Consider the following 16,208-nt stretch of genomic DNA (forward strand, 5'->3'; position numbering starts at 1 on the left):
TCCACATGCGCATAAAAAAAAAGAGCCATCCGGCTCTTTCCTTCTTTTCATCCTATTTGGCGCAGTGTTCAACCATGTCTCCAATGCTTCGCTGGCAACAGCGCCTTCGTTTTTGTCGATCTCGCCCTCATCGCCTCCTCGCCACAAAAAACCACCGTTCCGCCGTCTCGGTCGGGGGTGCATCGGTGAAATCGGCGGTCACCTCGAGCACCTCAAAGCCAGCGGAATCGAGCCATCGTTCATAGACAGCGCGCTCAAACGTGCGCTGTTCGTGCCATTCGTCATAGCGCTCGTAAAGATCGCCGCGGCGGGCGAAAAACGTCAGTTCGTGCCCGACGCTGTGCGGCCAGTCAAGCGGATGGCACGTCCAAATGTAGCTAAGATCGTCGCCTTGATCGGCGAAGACGGCATTGCGGAACAAGACGTCCATTTTGTAAACCGAGTGGACGTCAAACAGCAGCAGCCCTTCAGGACCGAGCGCGCGGGAGACGGCGGCGAACGTCCGTCTCACGTCCTCTTCATCTGTCAAATAGTTGAGCGCATCGCAAAAAATGAAGGCGCCATCAAGGCCGGAAAATCCGTCCAGCTCCGCCATGTTTTGCTCGAAAAACGGCACGTGGACACCGGCTGCCTCCGCTTTCGCCTGGGCGACGGCGAGCATATGTTCAGAGAGATCCACGCCGGATACTTGCCATCCGGCCTTGGCGAGGCGGATGGCAAGTTCGCCCGTCCCACAGCCGATGTCGACAACCCGCCGTCCCGGCCGTTTGGCGTATCGGGCGAAAACCCGCTCGACAAATGATTGCCACGCATCATACGGCGCCTCGGCCATGAGCGCATCGTACCAATCGGCGAAACGAGCATAGGTCATGGCTGCAGCACAGCCGCGACGTCTTCCATCGGGGCGTCCCCCCAAAGCCGTTCGAGATTGTAATAGTCGCGCTCGTCTTTCGCAAACACGTGGGCGACGATGTCGCCGAGGTCCACAAGCACCCATTTCGCCTCCTGGAATCCTTCAACCCGCTTCACCGCTAAGCCGTGCTCTTCCGCTTGGTCTTGAATTTCGCGGGCGATGGCCTGCACTTGTTTGTCCGAATTGCCATGGCAAATGACAAAATAATCGGCAACGGGCGAAATGCCTTTCATATTGAGCACGACAATGTTTTCCGCCTTTTTATCATCCGCGGCGCGAACGATAAGCTGCAACGCCTCTTGTTCCGTCACTGTTTTTCTTCCCCCTTCACTTCACGCACGAGTGAATTGTACGCATGAATCGTATCTGGATAAATGAGCTGGCGCTTCTCAAGCAAAAACGCAATCGTATTTTTCACCGCCTGCAACAGCGCGCGATCGAGATCTTCCTCGGCGAGGCGCCTTACTTCCTCAACGCCGGGAAACTTCCTCCCCGGTTCGATATAGTCAGCCAAATAAATAATTTTTTCAAGCAGCGTCATTTCAGCTCTTCCCGATGTATGGTAGCGAATGGCATCCAGCACGTCTGGATCGTCAATGCCGACTTCCGTCTGCACCAAATAGGCGCCGACGGGCGCATGCCACAATTCACTGTTGTACGCAAGCAAGTCGTTGGGCATATTGTGCGCCAAAATGATTTGTTTCATTTCTTCAACCGGGCGGAATTTCGCATAGTCATGGAAAATGGCGGCCAATTCCGCTTTTTTCGCGTCGGCGCCATACTGGTTGGCTAGCTTAACGGCCGTTTCGACAACGCCAAGCGTATGCTCGTAGCGCTGCTCCGTCAACTGTTGTTTCACAATCAGCAACGCCTGTTCTCGCTCCATATAATCCCTTCTCCTCAATATAAAGTCTCACACCTTCCGGCACGAGGTAGCGGATCGTCTGCCCGTTTTGCACCCGCTGGCGGATAAGCGACGAAGAGACGGCAAACTGCGGCACCTCCACCTCGACGACCGGGTATGGCGTTTCCATGGAATAACCGGGGCGCTTCACCCCGACAAACGTCACAAGCTTAATCAGCTCGTCAATGCGGTGCCAGTTCGGCAAATATTCGACCATATCCGCCCCGATAATGAAATAAAACTCATCATCCGGATGCATGGCGACGAGCTGCTGGACCGTATCGTACGTATAGGAAGGCCCCTCCCGTTCAAGCTCGATCGTCTCAACATGAAAGTATGGATGACCGGCCACCGCCAACTCGAGCATGCGGAGCCGATCCTCGCTTTTCGTCACTTGTTCGTGCTGCTTATGGGGAGGAAGGCGGTTGGGCAGAAACCAAATTTGTGACAACTCAAGGGCGTCAAGCACTTCATTCGCCATAATCAAATGGCCGTAATGGGGCGGATCGAACGTTCCGCCGAGAATCCCGATTTTTCCCATCTTCCTTCCCCCCGCCGTTTCATCTTGGCCGCGCCGCTTGTCAGTCAGGCAAAACGATTTGTTTGTGTTCTTTCGACTCTTTGTATAAGACGATCGTATTGCCGATCACTTGCACAAGTTCAGCCCCCGTCCCGGCTGCCAGCTGCTCAGCGACGGTGTAGCGGTCTTCTTCGCAGTTTTGCAACACGCTCACTTTCAACAGTTCGCGCGCCTCCAGCGCGGCGGCAATTTGTTTCGTCATCTCTTCGGTGACGCCGCCTTTGCCGACTTGGAAAATCGGCTTGATATGATGAGCTTGCGCCCGCAAAAACCGTTTTTGTTTTCCCGTCAGCATATGTTACCTCCTTAACGCTTCGATGACAAGCTGTTTCATCCGGTTGACATCCGGCCATTGGCCGGTCCATTTTTCAAACGCTAGCGCTCCCTGGTACACGAGCATGCCGACGCCGTTTTGCACACGAGCGCCGCGTGCTTTCGCTTCCTTCAGCCACTTCGTTTCAAGCGGGTTGTAAATGATATCCGATACGATCGTCCCCGGCTGCAACCGTTCAAGGGAAAGCGGCTGCGCCTCGACACGCGGATGCATGCCGACAGAAGTGGTATTGATCATAATATCGTATTCGTCAAGCCGCGTTTCCGCCTCGGCGAGTGAAAAATACGCCGAGCGGCCATCCTCCCCTTCGCGCACGAGCTGCTCCGCCTTTTCCACCGTCCGGTTGGTCATATCGATGCGCTTGGCTGCCGTCGACAGCAACGAAAAGTAAATGCCGCGCGCCCCGCCGCCAGCTCCGATCACCAAAATCCGCTTGCCGTCGAGACTGACGTCCATTTCCTCCTCGAGCGCCTTGACGTAGCCAGGTCCGTCCGTATTATAGCCGACGAGCCGGCCGTTGTCATTGACGATTGTATTTACCGCCCCGATGCGGCGCGCATGTTCGTCCACTTCGTCCAAAAACGGAATAACCGCCATTTTATGTGGAATCGTCACGTTCACGCCAGCGATGCCGAGCGCACGAACACCAGCAAGCGCCGCCCCGACTTGCCCCGGCTCGACGGAAAACAAATGATAGCGCGCCGGAATGCCCAAACAGGCGAATGCATCATTATGCATGAGCGGCGACAGCGAGTGCTCGACGGGAAACCCAATCAACCCGTATACCTTTTCCACGTTTCTCCCCCTCCCGCTTTCCATTAAATCAACGATTGACGGATAAATACGTCGACCCCTTTTGGAGCATGGACGACAAGCTGAGCTCCCGGGTCGTTGCACGTCACCCAGCCGAGTCCGGAAAAGACGATGTCCGTCTTCCGCTCTTTCACCGACAGCGAGCGCGGCACAAGCGGCGGAAATTCAGCGGCATAGCGCTTGCTTGGCGGCGACAGCAACTCGCCAAGCTGATTGGCATAAAGGGAGTCGGCTTTTTCCAACTTTGTCCGATGAACCGTCAACTCATTGGCCATGTAGCAGACGAACGAACGGCGCCCGCCTTTGATGTAATCGAGACGGGCCAAACCGCCGAAAAAGAGCGTCTGCCCTTCGTTGAGCTGATAAACGCGCGGATGGATTTCCCGCTTCGGCGTAATGATTTTCAAATCGCGCGCATCGACAAAGTGCGCCATTTGGTGATGGTTGATGATCCCTGGCGTATCATACAACGTCGCTCCACTCTCAAGCGGAATTTCGATCATATCGAGTGTCGTCCCCGGGAAATATGACGTGGTAATCACATTCCCTTTGCCGGTCGCCTCTTCAATGATGCGATTGATGAACGTCGACTTGCCGACATTCGTGCAGCCGACGACGTAGACATCGCCGCCCTCACGGTAGCGATTGATCGCTTCCATCACCTTCGCCATGCCAATTCCTTTCGCTGCGCTGACAAGGCAGACGTCAACCGGACAGAGCCCCAGCTCTTCCGCCATGCGGCGCATCCAGCGCAGCAGCTTCGGGTATTTGACCGACCGCGGCAATAAATCCGCCTTGTTGCCGACAAGCAAAATCGGGTTGTCAGCCGCAAACCGTGGCAATCCTGGAATAAAGCTTCCGTTAAAGTCAAAAATATCGACGATGTTGACGACAAGCGCCTTCGATTCCCCGATGCGGTGCAACATGCTCAAAAAATCATCATCGTCAAGCGGCACATCTTGCACCTCGTTGTAATGTTTTAGGCGGAAGCAGCGCTGGCAAATCACCTCTTCCGCATCTTTTTCGAGCACGCTTTTTGGCGCATACCCCGCGTTTTTCGGGTTTTCGAACTGAATGGCCGCCCCGCAGCCGATGCAACGCAGTTGTGGCTCCACGATCATTCCTCCCAATAAATCATGCCTTTTTTCCGCATAGCGTTTAAAATTTTCCGTTCCATTTTCCGGTTAACGCGCGTCCATAATCCGTCCGTCTGGGCGACCGGGACGACTAAAATCGTGTTCAGTCCGAGCCGGTTGCCCCCAAGCACATCGGTCAGCAGCTGATCGCCGATGACGACGACTTCCTCTTTGCTCAGCCCCATCATGGCCAGTGCCTGCAAAAATGCGCGCGTCAGCGGTTTGCGCGCTTCAAAGATGAACGGGATGCCAAGCGGTTCGGCAAACGACTGCACGCGTCGTTTATTATTATTCGATACGATCACAACCTTAATGCCCGCCCGCTTGACCGTCTCAAACCAGGCGACCAGCTCCGGCGTGGCGCTGGGCCGGTCCCATTCAACGAGCGTATTGTCCAGATCGGTGATAATTCCTTTTACCCCTTTTTTCTTCAGCTCGTCCGGCTGAATGTCAATGACGCGCTTCACAAATTGGCTTGGCAAAAAATAATGAAGCATATCGCTCACCTGCCTTTGTCTTTGCTTTTCCCATGATAGCGAATTTGGCCGTTCATTTCAAAACAAAGTTTGGCAGCCGACCGGCTGCAGACATGCAGAACAGAAAGTTTTCGACAAATTCCGCGCCCTCCTAGTTTGTGGATAACTATTATCCACAACATTCACAAAGTGATGATCATGCCTACACTACTTTATAAACAAGTTTTCCACACATTATCCACCACCCCCCTGTGGATAACAGAACGGTTGTTCTATTTTGCAAATCGTGGTACATTGAAAGTAACCTACCATTATATGTATAAACCCATCATTTCATTCCATTCAAAAGGAGGGCTTCGCCGATGAAACATTTATCGGATGAACTGTTGATCGAGTCGTACTTCAAGGCGAAAGAACTCAACTTAAGCCCGGAATTCATCGAATTGATCGAAAAGGAAATCCAGCGCCGCTCATTGACCCATAAAATCAAGCTGTCGTCGTGAAACGGAGGCCTTCGGGCTTTTTTTGTTTGCCGCCTTCATCCCGGCGCCTAGCGCCAATAGCCGAGCCGTTCGCCGACTTTCACCGGCATCGGCGCAACGATGCGTGGGTCAGGGGCGAAACTTCCGCGTTCAAACAGCAAGACGACCGTTGAACCGAACGAAAAATACGCCATCTCCTCCCCTTTCACGAGCTGCTCTCCCGTATGGGTCAACTCGATGCTGTTGACGAACATGGCGCCGATTTTCACAATCGCCAAGCGCTTGCCGCCGGCTGTGACCTCGGTGATGAGGCGGTAATTTTTCTCGAGCGGCCGACGCCCATATTTTAAGCCAAGACGGTTGACCGGATATGACTTGCGGCCGATCGCCCACTGCTTTTCGATCACTCCAGATATTGGGCTGTGGATGCGGTGATAATGGCTCGGGCTTAAATACAGAATAAAAAAGAACCCGTTCACATACGGCTTCGCCGCTTCCACGCTACCGAGCATTTCCGCAATGGAATACGGCTTTCCCTTGACGATCATTTCGCAGTTTTCTTGTATCACACCCATGTCTTCAATGACAGCATCGACCGGGCTGACGACCGTATGCTCATCCGCATCGACCGGCCTCACCCCAGCCTTCAGCCGGCGGACAAACAGTTGCTGCAACGTCTTATAATTTTTTAGGCTTTTTTCCATTTCGTCTTGGTTAATATGATAAATTTTTGCATACGATGATATCAATAGCCCGCTGAGACGCGATTTGGCAAACGAAGCGAGCAGCTTTGAAGAAAGCGAGTGGTTGGTCAGCTCAATCAACAAACGGTACAGCCATTTTCGCAAGCACGTTCCCTCCAATTTATGAAACGTCCAATCGTTACTACCTTCCATATTACCGCCAAAATGAGTATAATGGTAGTAGAATTTTCTTTTGGCGCTTTCTGTTGGAAAAGGAGTGGGGAAAGTTGTTCTTATCGGATTATTTAGATTATACGTTAAAAAAGCTGAAAGCAAACATGGCGAACATTTTGACGATGACGAACTTGTCGCTTGGCGGCTTTTCCGTCTTGACCACGCTGAAAGGGCAGCTTCATATGAGCGTGCTGCTCGTTTTTTTAGCAGCGTTTGTCGATCGCTTTGACGGCGCTGTGGCGCGCAAGATGAACATTGAATCCGAACTTGGCAAGCAGCTCGATTCGATGAGCGACATCGTCTCCTTCGGCGTCGCGCCCGCCTTGTTAATGTACGAAGCGCTGTTTTACGAATTCGGCGCGCCGGGGGCAGTGTTCACCATCTTGTATATCGCCTGCGGCGCCTTCCGGCTCGCTCGTTTCAACATTACGGAGAACAACGGCTATTTCGCCGGGCTGCCGATCACGGCTGCCGGAGTGTTGATGACGTTGGGCTATTTGGCCATTCCGTACTTTCCGCCGCAATCGTTTATGTTTTTGGCGCTCATTTTATCGTTTTTAATGGTCGGCACGTTTAAGTTGAAAAAAATATGACGATCGCCGGAGCTGCCCCTTTCCAATTGACCGACGGACTGGGCGGCTTTTTTATGTCCAAAGTCACACCTTTTTCCCTTTTCAACCTTCTCTATTCAGTATATGATAAATATGGTTTCTTCATAAAACAAAACAGCATGGATCGTTTGCACAAAAAAGCGGGGGGATCAATTTGGATAAAACATCAGTCATCGGCCTCATCCTTGGCGTGATCGCCGTCGGGTTGGGCATGTACTTTAAAGGCGTTTCGCCTGCTGTATTGATCAATCCAGCCGCCATTTTGATCATTCTCGTCGGCACAGCCGCGGCGGTCGTGATCGCCTTTCCGACGCAGGAAATTAAAAAAGTGCCAAAACTTTTCAAAGTCATTTTCACGGAATCAACGACGCCGACGGTCGAACAACTGATTCCGCTGTTCGTCGATTGGGCGAACGTCGCCCGCCGCGAAGGGCTGCTGGCGCTCGAAGCGAAGCTGGATGACATCGAGGATCCGTTTTTGCGCAACGGGCTCAGCATGGCGATCGACGGGCAGACGCAAGAGTTCATCCGCGATGTGATGACGGAAGAAATTGCCGCCATGGAAGAGCGGCACGAGGCGAACGCCGCCATTTTTACACAGGCCGGCACGTATGCGCCGACGCTTGGGGTGTTGGGCGCTGTCATCGGCTTAATCGCTGCGCTCGGGAACATGGAAAATATCGCTGAGCTCGGCAAAGCGATCAGCGCCGCTTTTGTCGCCACGATGCTCGGCATTTTCACCGGCTATGTGCTTTGGCATCCGTTTGCCAACAAACTGCGGCGGAAATCGAAGGAAGAGGCGCGCGTGCGCTACATCATGATTGAAGGGGTGCTGTCCATTTTGGAAGGACAAGCCCCGCGCATGATCGAACAAAAACTTGCGTCCTATTTGCCGGAAAGCGAACGCCATCAGGCGCTGGCGCAAGCGCAAGGGGAAACGGTCAATGGCTAAGAAAAAAAAGCACTCACACGATGACCACATAAACGAATCTTGGTTGATTCCGTACGCCGATTTGCTTACGCTGCTTCTCGCCTTGTTTATCGTTCTGTTTGCCAGCAGCCAGATCGACAAAAAAAAGTTTCAAGAAATCGCCCGCGCCTTCAGCACCGCCTTTGCCGGTGGGACAGGGGTGTTTGATTTTCAAAGCCCCGTTGAACCGATCACACCGCCTGCGGAAGACGAAAAAGGGCGGCAGCAAAATCAGCAGCAACAGTCTCAGACTCCTTCTTCGTCTATAAACGAAGGAGAAAAAGAAGAGCTGAAACAAATCCAAGTGAAAATTGACAGCTATATTCATCAAAAACACTTGACAGGGAAATTGCAGACATCGTTGACGGATGAAGGGCTTGCCATCACCATTTTGGATGACGTTTTATTCGACTCCGGCAGCGCTGAAGTACGCATGAAAGACCGGCGTCTTGCGGCGGAGATCTCCGCTTTGCTCGTCATGAACCCGCCGCGCAATATCATGATCAGCGGCCATACGGACAACGTGCCGATTCATAATGAGAAATTTGCTTCCAATTGGGAGCTGAGCGTCATGCGCGCCGTCAATTTCATGAAAGTTCTGCTTGAGAACAAGCAACTCGACCCTCGCTACTTCAGCGCCAAAGGATATGGCGAATACAAGCCGATCGCCACGAACACGACCGCCGCCGGCCGGATGAAAAACCGGCGCGTCGAGATTTTAATTTTGCCCCGCATCGACGGAAGCCGTTCACCGGCGCCTGCACAGTAAAAGACCGCCTTGCTGTCCGGTGGTCTTTTGCTTTTCTCCGGGCTCTCCACCCGTTTCATGCCCTGTTCCGTTTCAATGTTCCAATTCATAAAAAAGGAAAAGGCCGACGGCGGGCAACCTGTTCACAGCTTGATCGTCCACTTAATTACCCCGGCCTTGGCAAGCGCCTCGATCAAAATGACAACGACCGGCCCGACAAACAGCCCGATAAAGCCAAGCAGCTGGAATCCGAGGTAGACGCTGACGAGCGCCGCAAGCGGGGAAATGCCCAAATTGGTGGAAAACACTTTCGGCTCGATGATCCGCCGCACGACAGTGATGACGATAAACAGCACAATCAGCCCGACGCCAAGCGTATTGTCGCCGTTCGCCATGCTGATGATGCCCCACGGAACAAGCACTGAGCCGGTCCCCAAAATCGGCAAAATGTCGACGATGACGATGACGAGCGCCATCAAGGCAGCGTAATCAATGCCGAGCACGAGCAACCCGGCCAGCGCGAGAAAAAACGTCACCAGGCTGAGCAAAAATTGCGCTTTAATAAAGCCGATCCCCGCCTTGCTCAGCTGGGCGATGACCATCCCGAGCCGCTGGCGGGTGCGCTCTGACAAATAGCGGCTGATCGACCGTTTCATTCGCGGCAAGTCGAGCGAAATGAGAAACAATGCGACCAAATAGACTAAAAAGTGAATGAAAAACGCCGGGATGGCGGTGATATAATGAACGAGCGACTGCGTCAAATTCGTCGCAAACGACAGCAGCATCTGTTGCACCGTGCGCACGCCGCGCTCGAGCGAATCAATGATTTCCTGGGGGATCGAACTTGAATACGACCGCCACGTTTCGATGAGGCGGTTAAACACTTTTGTCGCCTCGCTCAGCACGTACGGAAGGTTTTGCGAGAGCGCCATCACTTGCTGAACCAAAATGACAACTAAAAAATAAAGCGAAAACCCAAGGATTACCAAAAAGAGTGAAAAAATCGCCGTTACGGCGTGCGCGCGCTTCAGCCGATACTGGTCTTGCAGGCGGCGGATAGGCGGCTCCAACAAGAGGGCGGTGGCAAGCGCCAGCAGGAGCGGCACGCTGTACGGCAGCAGCCATAAACAGATCGCCGACAAAAGCGCAATGATGATCCAACGTTTCACATGCGTCCCTCATTTAATCAAGATTTGTCAAAATGATGTTCCACTATAAATATAGCGAACACACTGCGGGCCGGCAACTGTTTTTGCGCATAAAGCGAAACAGCGGCTGAACGATCAGCCGCTGTTTTCCCGGTCAGACGCTTTGCTGGCGCAGTTCGGCAATATATTGTTTCCCTTGTTCTTCGTTATATTGCCCTTCCCATTTCGAAATGACGACCGCTGCCAGCGAGTTGCCGATAACATTCACAACGGTGCGCGCCATATCCAAAATGCGGTCAATGCCAGCGATAAACGCCAATCCTTCGACCGGAATGCCGACTGTGCCGAGCGTCGCCAACAACACGACGAACGAAACGCCCGGGACGCCGGCGATTCCTTTGGACGTCACCATCAAGACGAGTACGAGCGAAATTTGTTGCGACAGCGGCATGTCAATGCCATAGAGTTGGGCGATAAATACAGCCGCCAGCGCCTGATACAACGTCGACCCATCCAAGTTGAACGAATAGCCGGTCGGAACGACAAACGAGGTGATAGCCTTCGGACAACCGAACCTCTCCATTTTTTCCATAATTTTCGGGAGCACCGTCTCCGAACTCGACGTGCTATAGGCAAGCACGAGCTCATTTTTTAAGATTTTAATAATATGAAAGATATTCACACCTACCAATTTCGCGGTGCCGCCGAGCACAACGAGCACGAAAAAGGCCATCACTGCGTAAACGAGCACAACAAGCTTGCTGAGCGGAAGAAGTGAAGCGACGCCAAATTTCGACACCGTCACCCCGATCAAGGCAAAGACGCCGAACGGCGCAAACTTCATCACTTGGTTTGTCACGTAAAACATCGCTTCCGCCGTTCCTTGGAAAAAGCGAAGCACCGGTTTTCCTTTTTCGCCGATCGCGGCTACACCCAATCCGAACATGACCGAGAAGAAAATGATCGGCAACATGTTTCCTGTCGCGAGGGATTCAAACACATTTTTCGGCACGATATTGACGAATGTCTCGACCATCGAATGGTGCTGCACTTCATTCGTCGTATCAATGTATGATTGAATATCGGTTTTCTCAAGCGATTTTATATTGACGCCGGCGCCTGGTTGGAACACGTTTGCTGCCAAGAGGCCAACGACAATCGCAATCGTCGTGATAATCTCGAAATAAAGGATTGTTTTGCCGCCCAGCTTCCCGAGCTTTTTCACATCGCCGACATTGGCGACGCCGACAATTAAGCTCGAGACGACAATCGGAATCACGATCATCTTAATGAGACGGAGAAAAATGTCCCCAATCGGTTGCAAATACGTTGCCACGTTCGGGTTTCCGTAGAAAACGACTCCGACGATAATCCCGAGAATAAGACCGATCAAAATCTGCCATGCTAACCCGATCTTTCTCATCATGCTTCGCCCCCTTTAGACAATTTTAGACAAAAAACGACAAAATTATTTTGCTGTTAAAAATAAAATCTGTCAATACTTTTGAATGAAACCGCTTTGTCGCAAGGAACTATCAATATATTTTGTTTTTTTATAATAATTTAAATACTTGTATCGTTGGCAAAAGAAAACAGGCCGCCGGTCAGGTGCCTGCCTCATTCCCGAATTTCATGATCACTGCTTTTCTTTTTCCTGCCGGTAAAACTCATGAAACATTTTCATTAATGCCCGTTTTTCGATGCGCGAGACGTAGCTTCTTGAGATGCCGAGCTCTTTGGCGATTTCACGCTGCGTTTTCTCCTGTTGCCGGCCGAGGCCAAACCGCTTGACGATCACTTCTTTTTCCCGCTCGTCTAGCACGCTGATGTATCGTTTCACTTGCTCAAGCTCTATGTTAAGCTGAATTTCGTCGACGATGTCTTGCCCTTCGGATTTCAAAATATCGAGCAGGCTGATTTCATTTCCTTCCTTATCTTGGCCGATCGGCTCGTGAAGAGAAACGTCCTTGCGTGTTTTTTTCAGTGAACGCAAATGCATCAAGATTTCGTTTTCAATGCATCGGGCCGCATATGTGGCCAACTTCGTCCCTTTCCCCGGCGAATAGCTTTCAATCGCCTTGATCAAGCCGATCGTCCCGATCGAAATTAAATCTTCCACTTCTTCTCCCGTATTTTCGAACTTTTTGACAATATGGGCGACAAGGCGCAAGTTATGTTCGATGAGCCGGTTGCGGGCTTGCTCGTCGCCTTTGGCCATTAACTCCAAATATTTTTCCTCTTCTTTGGCGCTTAACGGCTGGGGAAACGCGTTGTTTTTAATGTACGAGACGAGAAACGTCAATTCTTTCAACAAAAACGCAAATGCTGAAAAAATGCCAGACATGCTCTCACCCCCGCCTGTTGTCATCGGCGGAAACCGCCTATCGTTATGTATATGCAGGGGCGTTGTTGTCCGTGTCTGGACAAAAAATTCAGCCGACCCCCTTAACGAGGCCGGCTGCGGGCAAACGTGCCACCCGTATCAGTGAACAAACACACTCATTTCTTGTGTTGCAGCTCGCCTGCTGTTCCCCTCCCATCCTAGACAGGCGCCCGCCTTGTTACACTCCTGCTTCGGCGCTCACTTCCGCAGCGATGACGAGCGCAATCGACGCCGTAATCACAACTGCCGTGACGATGGCGAACATCCCCGTTTCCTCCTTGACCTTCTCGTTTATTTTTATTTTACCAAAGAAGACGGGGAACGCTTCTGCCACATTTTGAACAATTCATGAAATTCGACGGTCAACAACAGTGCGCGGAGCACCGATCGCACTTTCGACTGAGTCAAGTGGAGTTTCCCCTTTGCTTTATCCACGTCACCAGCCATACGAGTACAATGGACATACATCGTCTCCCCTTTCATCCTTCATTGCTGAACATGTTTACAACAATCGTTGATGGAAAAAGCATTTGCGGTCAACAAGCTCCTCCTCGGCTGCACGCGCGAACCGCTTCTCTTCCCTGTTCCCCTGCCGCGGCTTTCTCCGCTCAATCGTGATCGTGAGAAAAAACCCACCTTTCGGCAAAAGGCGGGTTTACGGTTCAAATGGGTTCTCTTCTTCAAGCTGACAGACATAACGGGCAGCGCGGCGCGAGCAGTACAACGCCGCCGCCAAACACCCGGCAACCGCCAGCAAGGCGAACGGTTTTTTCGCTTCCTCAAGCGCTCCCGGGATGATCGTCCCTAAATAGAAAAACACACCGAGCGAGAACAAGACAAGGCTGTACATCTTGAAATCGCCCGCCTTCGCCCGCAGCTCGTCTCGTTGCTGCTCGTTCAAGCCCGATCCCTCCTCTCCCCTTTCACTGTATCATACATGAACGGAAGGGAGGAGCGGCAATTTCAGCCAAGCGCCTGCGCCAAATCGTCGAGCAAATCGTTCACATCCTCAAGCCCGACGGACAGGCGGATGAGTCCGTCTGTAATACCGAGCTGTTCGCGCCGCTCTTTCGGAATCGAGGCGTGCGTCATTTTCCCCGGCAGCGAAATTAAACTTTCGACCGCCCCTAAGCTTTCGGCAAGCGTAAAGTAGCGTACGCGCGACAGCACGTTCTCCGCGCGCTCCAAGCTGCCGACATCAAACGAAATCATGCCGCCGAATCCACGCATTTGTTGTTTGGCCAGCTCATGGTTCGGATGATTTGGAAGGCCTGGATAATAGACGCGGGCAACGGACGTATGCTCGGCCAAAAAGGCGGCAATGGCGCGCGCGTTTCGTTCATGCTCTTCCATCCGCACGCCAAGCGTTTTGATCCCGCGCATAAGCAGCCACGAGTCTTGCGGGCCGAGCACGCCTCCGGTTGAATTTTGCACATAATGGAGCCGTTCGGCAAGCTCCGGCGTGCGGACAACCGCCAACCCGGCGACGACGTCGCTATGGCCGCCTAAATATTTCGTCGCGCTGTGGATGACGATATCGGCGCCAAGCGCAAGCGGTGTTTGAAAGTACGGAGTGGAAAACGTATTATCGACGATCAACAGCAGCCCGCGAGCACGGGCAATGGCGGCGGCGGCTTGCAAGTCAGTGATTTTCAAAAGCGGATTCGTCGGCGTTTCAACGTAAATCGCCTTCGTGTTTGGGCGAATATGCGCTTCAATGTTGGCGACATCGCTCGTGTCGACGAACGTCGCCTCAAGCCCGAACCGGTTCAGCACGTTCGTCATGACGCGGTACGTGCCGCCATAGACGTCGTCGGTCAGCACGATATGGTCGCCGTTTTGAAACAGCATCATGACAGCCGTAATGGCGGCCATGCCGGAAGCAAACGCAAACCCGGCTTCGCCGCCTTCAAGGTCGGCAATGAGCTTTTCGAGCGCCGCGCGCGTCGGATTGCCGGTGCGCGAGTATTCAAACCCTTTATGTTTGCCGACTTCCTCTTGTTTGTACGTGCTCACTTGATAAATTGGGACCGACACCGCCCCAGTGTACGGGTCGCCTGCGATGCCGCCATGGATGAGCATCGTCTTTCGTCTCATCTTATCGCCCACCTTCGTAAATGTTTTTGCTTAAATATCGCTCGCTCCCGTCGGGGAAAATGACAACGATGTTCGTCCCGGGCTTCGCTTGTTCCGCCTCGAGCAAAGCGGCATGAAACGCGGCGCCGGACGAGCTGCCGACAAGCAGCCCTTCCCGCCTTGCCAGCTCGCTGACGCGGCGGAAAGCGTCGTCGTCGAAAATCGTGTAAATAGCGTCAAAATACTCCGGATCCATAAACGGCGGCAAAAACTCCATGCCGATTCCTTCGGTTCGGTGCGGCCCCGGCTCGCCTCCGCCTAAAATGGATCCTTCCGGCTCAACGATGACCGTTTTAATGGCCGGATTTTTTTCTTTTAAAAACGTCGCCGTCCCCATGAACGTGCCGCCCGAACCAGCGCCGGCAACAAAAACGTCGATTTGTCCGCCCAAGTCGTCCCACAACTCCGGCCCGAGCGTTTTGTAATACGTCCTTGGGTTGGCCGGGTTTTCGAACTGCTGGGGGCAATAGGCGCCCGGAATCGTGCGGGCGAGCTCTTCGGCTTTGCGAATCGCCCCCTCCATCCCCTCTTCGGTCGGCGTATGGACAATTTGCGCCCCAAGCGCCTTCATCAGCTGCTGCTTTTCAACGCTGAATTTTTCCGGTACGCAAAAAATGACGTTGACGTTCTTGCCGATCGCCGCCAGCGCCAAGCCGATGCCGGTGTTGCCGGCCGTCGGCTCAATGATCGTGCCCCCTTCTTTTAGTTTTCCCGACGCGAACGCCTCCTCGAGCAGCTCTTGCCCGAGCCGGTCTTTAATGCTTCCGCCTGGGTTGAAATACTCGAGCTTCGCAAACAAACGGACGCCTTCCGGCAACGGAAAGCGTGTAATCTCGATGACCGGCGTATGGCCGATTAATTCATGAATGCTTTTTGCTACCCGCATCGTTGGTCACTCCATTCCTCACGCTCATTTGGCGGCGGGACGGCGGCGTTTTGGCGTTTATTTTCGCTTCTGCATAGCGGACAACACAGCCAACACCAGTTGTGCAGAGTGTTTCGCCGCCGTCTCCAAAAACTGTTCAAACGACACATCCGACTCTTGACCGGCAATATCGGACAGCGCCCGAATCACCACAAACGGCGTCCCAAACTGCACGCACACTTGGGCGATGGCGGCTGCCTCCATTTCGACGGCGCACAGCTCCGGAAACTGGCTGCGCACAAATTTGACGCGTTCCGGATCGTTCATAAACGAATCGCCAGTCGCGATCAAACCGACCGCCGCCTGCAAACCGTCAAGCCGCGCTGCTGCCTGCTTCGCCGCCTCAACAAGCGCTCCATCGGCCCGGTAGCGCGCCGGCAAGCCGGGCACTTGCCCGTAGGCGTAGCCAAACGCCGTCACATCAACGTCATGGTGGACGACCTCATCGGAAATGACGAGATCGCCGACGCGCAACGACGGCAAAAATCCGCCGGCCGAGCCGGTGTTGATGACGAAATCAGGGCGGAATCGGTCAAGCAAAAGCGTCGTTCCCATCGCCGCATTCACCTTGCCGATGCCGGACTTGAGCAGCACCACCTCGGCACCGTCAAGGCGGCCGGTGGAAAACTCGCATCCGGCGATCACCGTTTCCTCGCGCCCTTCCATGCGTGCGCGCAAAATGGCCACTTCTTCTTCCATTGCTCCAATGATGGCTGCCTTCATCGTTCTCCC

Annotated in this window: 21 protein-coding genes; 4 read left to right on the plus strand and 17 right to left on the minus strand. The window is 53.2% G+C overall.

Annotated features, from left to right (window positions below; all coding sequences use genetic code 11):
* Positions 1-127 precede the first annotated feature (127 nt).
* From NSQ51_RS11550 to NSQ51_RS11585, 8 genes are read right to left on the minus strand one after another with little or no spacing between them, the layout of a single operon-like run.
* Positions 128-871: a class I SAM-dependent methyltransferase gene (locus NSQ51_RS11550; RefSeq protein WP_033014721.1), complete on the minus strand. Its 744-nt coding sequence runs from the start codon at positions 869-871 to the stop codon at positions 128-130.
* The gene (rsfS, locus tag NSQ51_RS11555; protein WP_033014722.1) at positions 868-1,224 is read right to left on the minus strand and encodes a ribosome silencing factor; all 357 of its coding nucleotides are present in this window, start codon (positions 1,222-1,224) and stop codon (positions 868-870) included. The genes NSQ51_RS11550 and rsfS overlap by 4 nt, the downstream gene beginning before the upstream one ends.
* Positions 1,221-1,799, minus strand: a complete 579-nt coding sequence (gene yqeK / locus NSQ51_RS11560; protein ID WP_049624295.1) for a bis(5'-nucleosyl)-tetraphosphatase (symmetrical) YqeK — start codon at positions 1,797-1,799, stop codon at positions 1,221-1,223. Before yqeK ends, rsfS begins: the two co-directional genes overlap by 4 nt.
* A complete protein-coding gene (locus NSQ51_RS11565; protein WP_033014726.1) occupies positions 1,708-2,358 on the minus strand; it encodes a nicotinate-nucleotide adenylyltransferase in 651 nt (216 codons plus the stop codon). The genes yqeK and NSQ51_RS11565 overlap by 92 nt, the downstream gene beginning before the upstream one ends.
* A gap of 40 nt (positions 2,359-2,398) precedes the next feature.
* The gene (gene yhbY / locus NSQ51_RS11570) at positions 2,399-2,692 is read right to left on the minus strand and encodes a ribosome assembly RNA-binding protein YhbY (RefSeq protein ID WP_033014727.1); all 294 of its coding nucleotides are present in this window, start codon (positions 2,690-2,692) and stop codon (positions 2,399-2,401) included.
* 3 nt (positions 2,693-2,695) lie between these two features.
* Positions 2,696-3,526, minus strand: a complete 831-nt coding sequence (aroE, locus tag NSQ51_RS11575) for a shikimate dehydrogenase (RefSeq protein ID WP_049624294.1) — start codon at positions 3,524-3,526, stop codon at positions 2,696-2,698.
* Between the two features lie 23 nt (positions 3,527-3,549).
* A complete protein-coding gene (yqeH, locus tag NSQ51_RS11580; protein ID WP_033014730.1) occupies positions 3,550-4,659 on the minus strand; it encodes a ribosome biogenesis GTPase YqeH in 1,110 nt (369 codons plus the stop codon).
* Positions 4,660-4,661: 2 nt separating this feature from the next.
* Positions 4,662-5,177: a YqeG family HAD IIIA-type phosphatase gene (locus NSQ51_RS11585; protein WP_055357964.1), complete on the minus strand. Its 516-nt coding sequence runs from the start codon at positions 5,175-5,177 to the stop codon at positions 4,662-4,664.
* Positions 5,178-5,518: 341 nt separating this feature from the next.
* Between NSQ51_RS11585 and NSQ51_RS11590 the strand changes: the two genes are divergently transcribed.
* Positions 5,519-5,659, plus strand: a complete 141-nt coding sequence (locus tag NSQ51_RS11590) for a sporulation histidine kinase inhibitor Sda (RefSeq protein ID WP_008879941.1) — start codon at positions 5,519-5,521, stop codon at positions 5,657-5,659.
* 47 nt (positions 5,660-5,706) lie between these two features.
* On the opposite strand, the gene NSQ51_RS11595 is transcribed toward NSQ51_RS11590, so the two are convergent.
* Positions 5,707-6,486: a phosphatidylserine decarboxylase gene (locus NSQ51_RS11595; RefSeq protein WP_033014734.1), complete on the minus strand. Its 780-nt coding sequence runs from the start codon at positions 6,484-6,486 to the stop codon at positions 5,707-5,709.
* 122 nt (positions 6,487-6,608) lie between these two features.
* On the opposite strand from NSQ51_RS11595, the gene pssA reads away from it, so the two are divergent.
* From pssA to motB, 3 genes are all read left to right on the plus strand, one after another.
* The gene (pssA, locus tag NSQ51_RS11600; RefSeq protein WP_049624293.1) at positions 6,609-7,148 is read left to right on the plus strand and encodes a CDP-diacylglycerol--serine O-phosphatidyltransferase; all 540 of its coding nucleotides are present in this window, start codon (positions 6,609-6,611) and stop codon (positions 7,146-7,148) included.
* Between the two features lie 172 nt (positions 7,149-7,320).
* Entirely contained in the window at positions 7,321-8,118 is a 798-nt protein-coding gene (gene motA, locus NSQ51_RS11605) for a flagellar motor stator protein MotA (RefSeq protein WP_033014738.1), read from the plus strand.
* The gene (gene motB, locus NSQ51_RS11610) at positions 8,111-8,905 is read left to right on the plus strand and encodes a flagellar motor protein MotB (protein WP_033014740.1); all 795 of its coding nucleotides are present in this window, start codon (positions 8,111-8,113) and stop codon (positions 8,903-8,905) included. Before motA ends, motB begins: the two co-directional genes overlap by 8 nt.
* 122 nt (positions 8,906-9,027) lie before the next feature.
* On the opposite strand, the gene ytvI is transcribed toward motB, so the two are convergent.
* The 8 genes from ytvI to mtnN all read right to left on the minus strand — a co-directional run bounded on the left by ytvI (position 9,028) and on the right by mtnN (position 16,199).
* A complete protein-coding gene (gene ytvI / locus NSQ51_RS11615) occupies positions 9,028-10,053 on the minus strand; it encodes a sporulation integral membrane protein YtvI (protein WP_033014742.1) in 1,026 nt (341 codons plus the stop codon).
* A 133-nt stretch (positions 10,054-10,186) separates the two neighbouring features.
* The gene (locus NSQ51_RS11620; protein ID WP_049626615.1) at positions 10,187-11,455 is read right to left on the minus strand and encodes a cation:dicarboxylase symporter family transporter; all 1,269 of its coding nucleotides are present in this window, start codon (positions 11,453-11,455) and stop codon (positions 10,187-10,189) included.
* Positions 11,456-11,668: 213 nt separating this feature from the next.
* The gene (sigK, locus tag NSQ51_RS11625) at positions 11,669-12,376 is read right to left on the minus strand and encodes an RNA polymerase sporulation sigma factor SigK (RefSeq protein ID WP_033014743.1); all 708 of its coding nucleotides are present in this window, start codon (positions 12,374-12,376) and stop codon (positions 11,669-11,671) included.
* 217 nt (positions 12,377-12,593) lie between these two features.
* On the minus strand, positions 12,594-12,749 hold the full coding sequence (locus tag NSQ51_RS11630) for a hypothetical protein (protein ID WP_155266787.1): 156 nt from the start codon (positions 12,747-12,749) through the stop codon (positions 12,594-12,596).
* Positions 12,750-13,070: 321 nt separating this feature from the next.
* A complete protein-coding gene (locus tag NSQ51_RS11635) occupies positions 13,071-13,316 on the minus strand; it encodes a YrhC family protein (RefSeq protein WP_033014744.1) in 246 nt (81 codons plus the stop codon).
* A gap of 62 nt (positions 13,317-13,378) precedes the next feature.
* Positions 13,379-14,512: a bifunctional cystathionine gamma-lyase/homocysteine desulfhydrase gene (locus NSQ51_RS11640; RefSeq protein ID WP_033011952.1), complete on the minus strand. Its 1,134-nt coding sequence runs from the start codon at positions 14,510-14,512 to the stop codon at positions 13,379-13,381.
* A gap of 1 nt (position 14,513) precedes the next feature.
* A complete protein-coding gene (locus NSQ51_RS11645; protein WP_121649969.1) occupies positions 14,514-15,437 on the minus strand; it encodes a cysteine synthase family protein in 924 nt (307 codons plus the stop codon).
* A 57-nt stretch (positions 15,438-15,494) separates the two neighbouring features.
* Positions 15,495-16,199: a 5'-methylthioadenosine/S-adenosylhomocysteine nucleosidase gene (gene mtnN, locus NSQ51_RS11650; protein ID WP_061580799.1), complete on the minus strand. Its 705-nt coding sequence runs from the start codon at positions 16,197-16,199 to the stop codon at positions 15,495-15,497.
* Between the last annotated feature and the right edge of the window lie 9 nt (positions 16,200-16,208).

Source organism: Geobacillus sp. FSL K6-0789 (assembly GCF_038593135.1).
Taxonomy (GTDB): Bacteria; Bacillota; Bacilli; order Bacillales; family Anoxybacillaceae; genus Geobacillus; species Geobacillus stearothermophilus.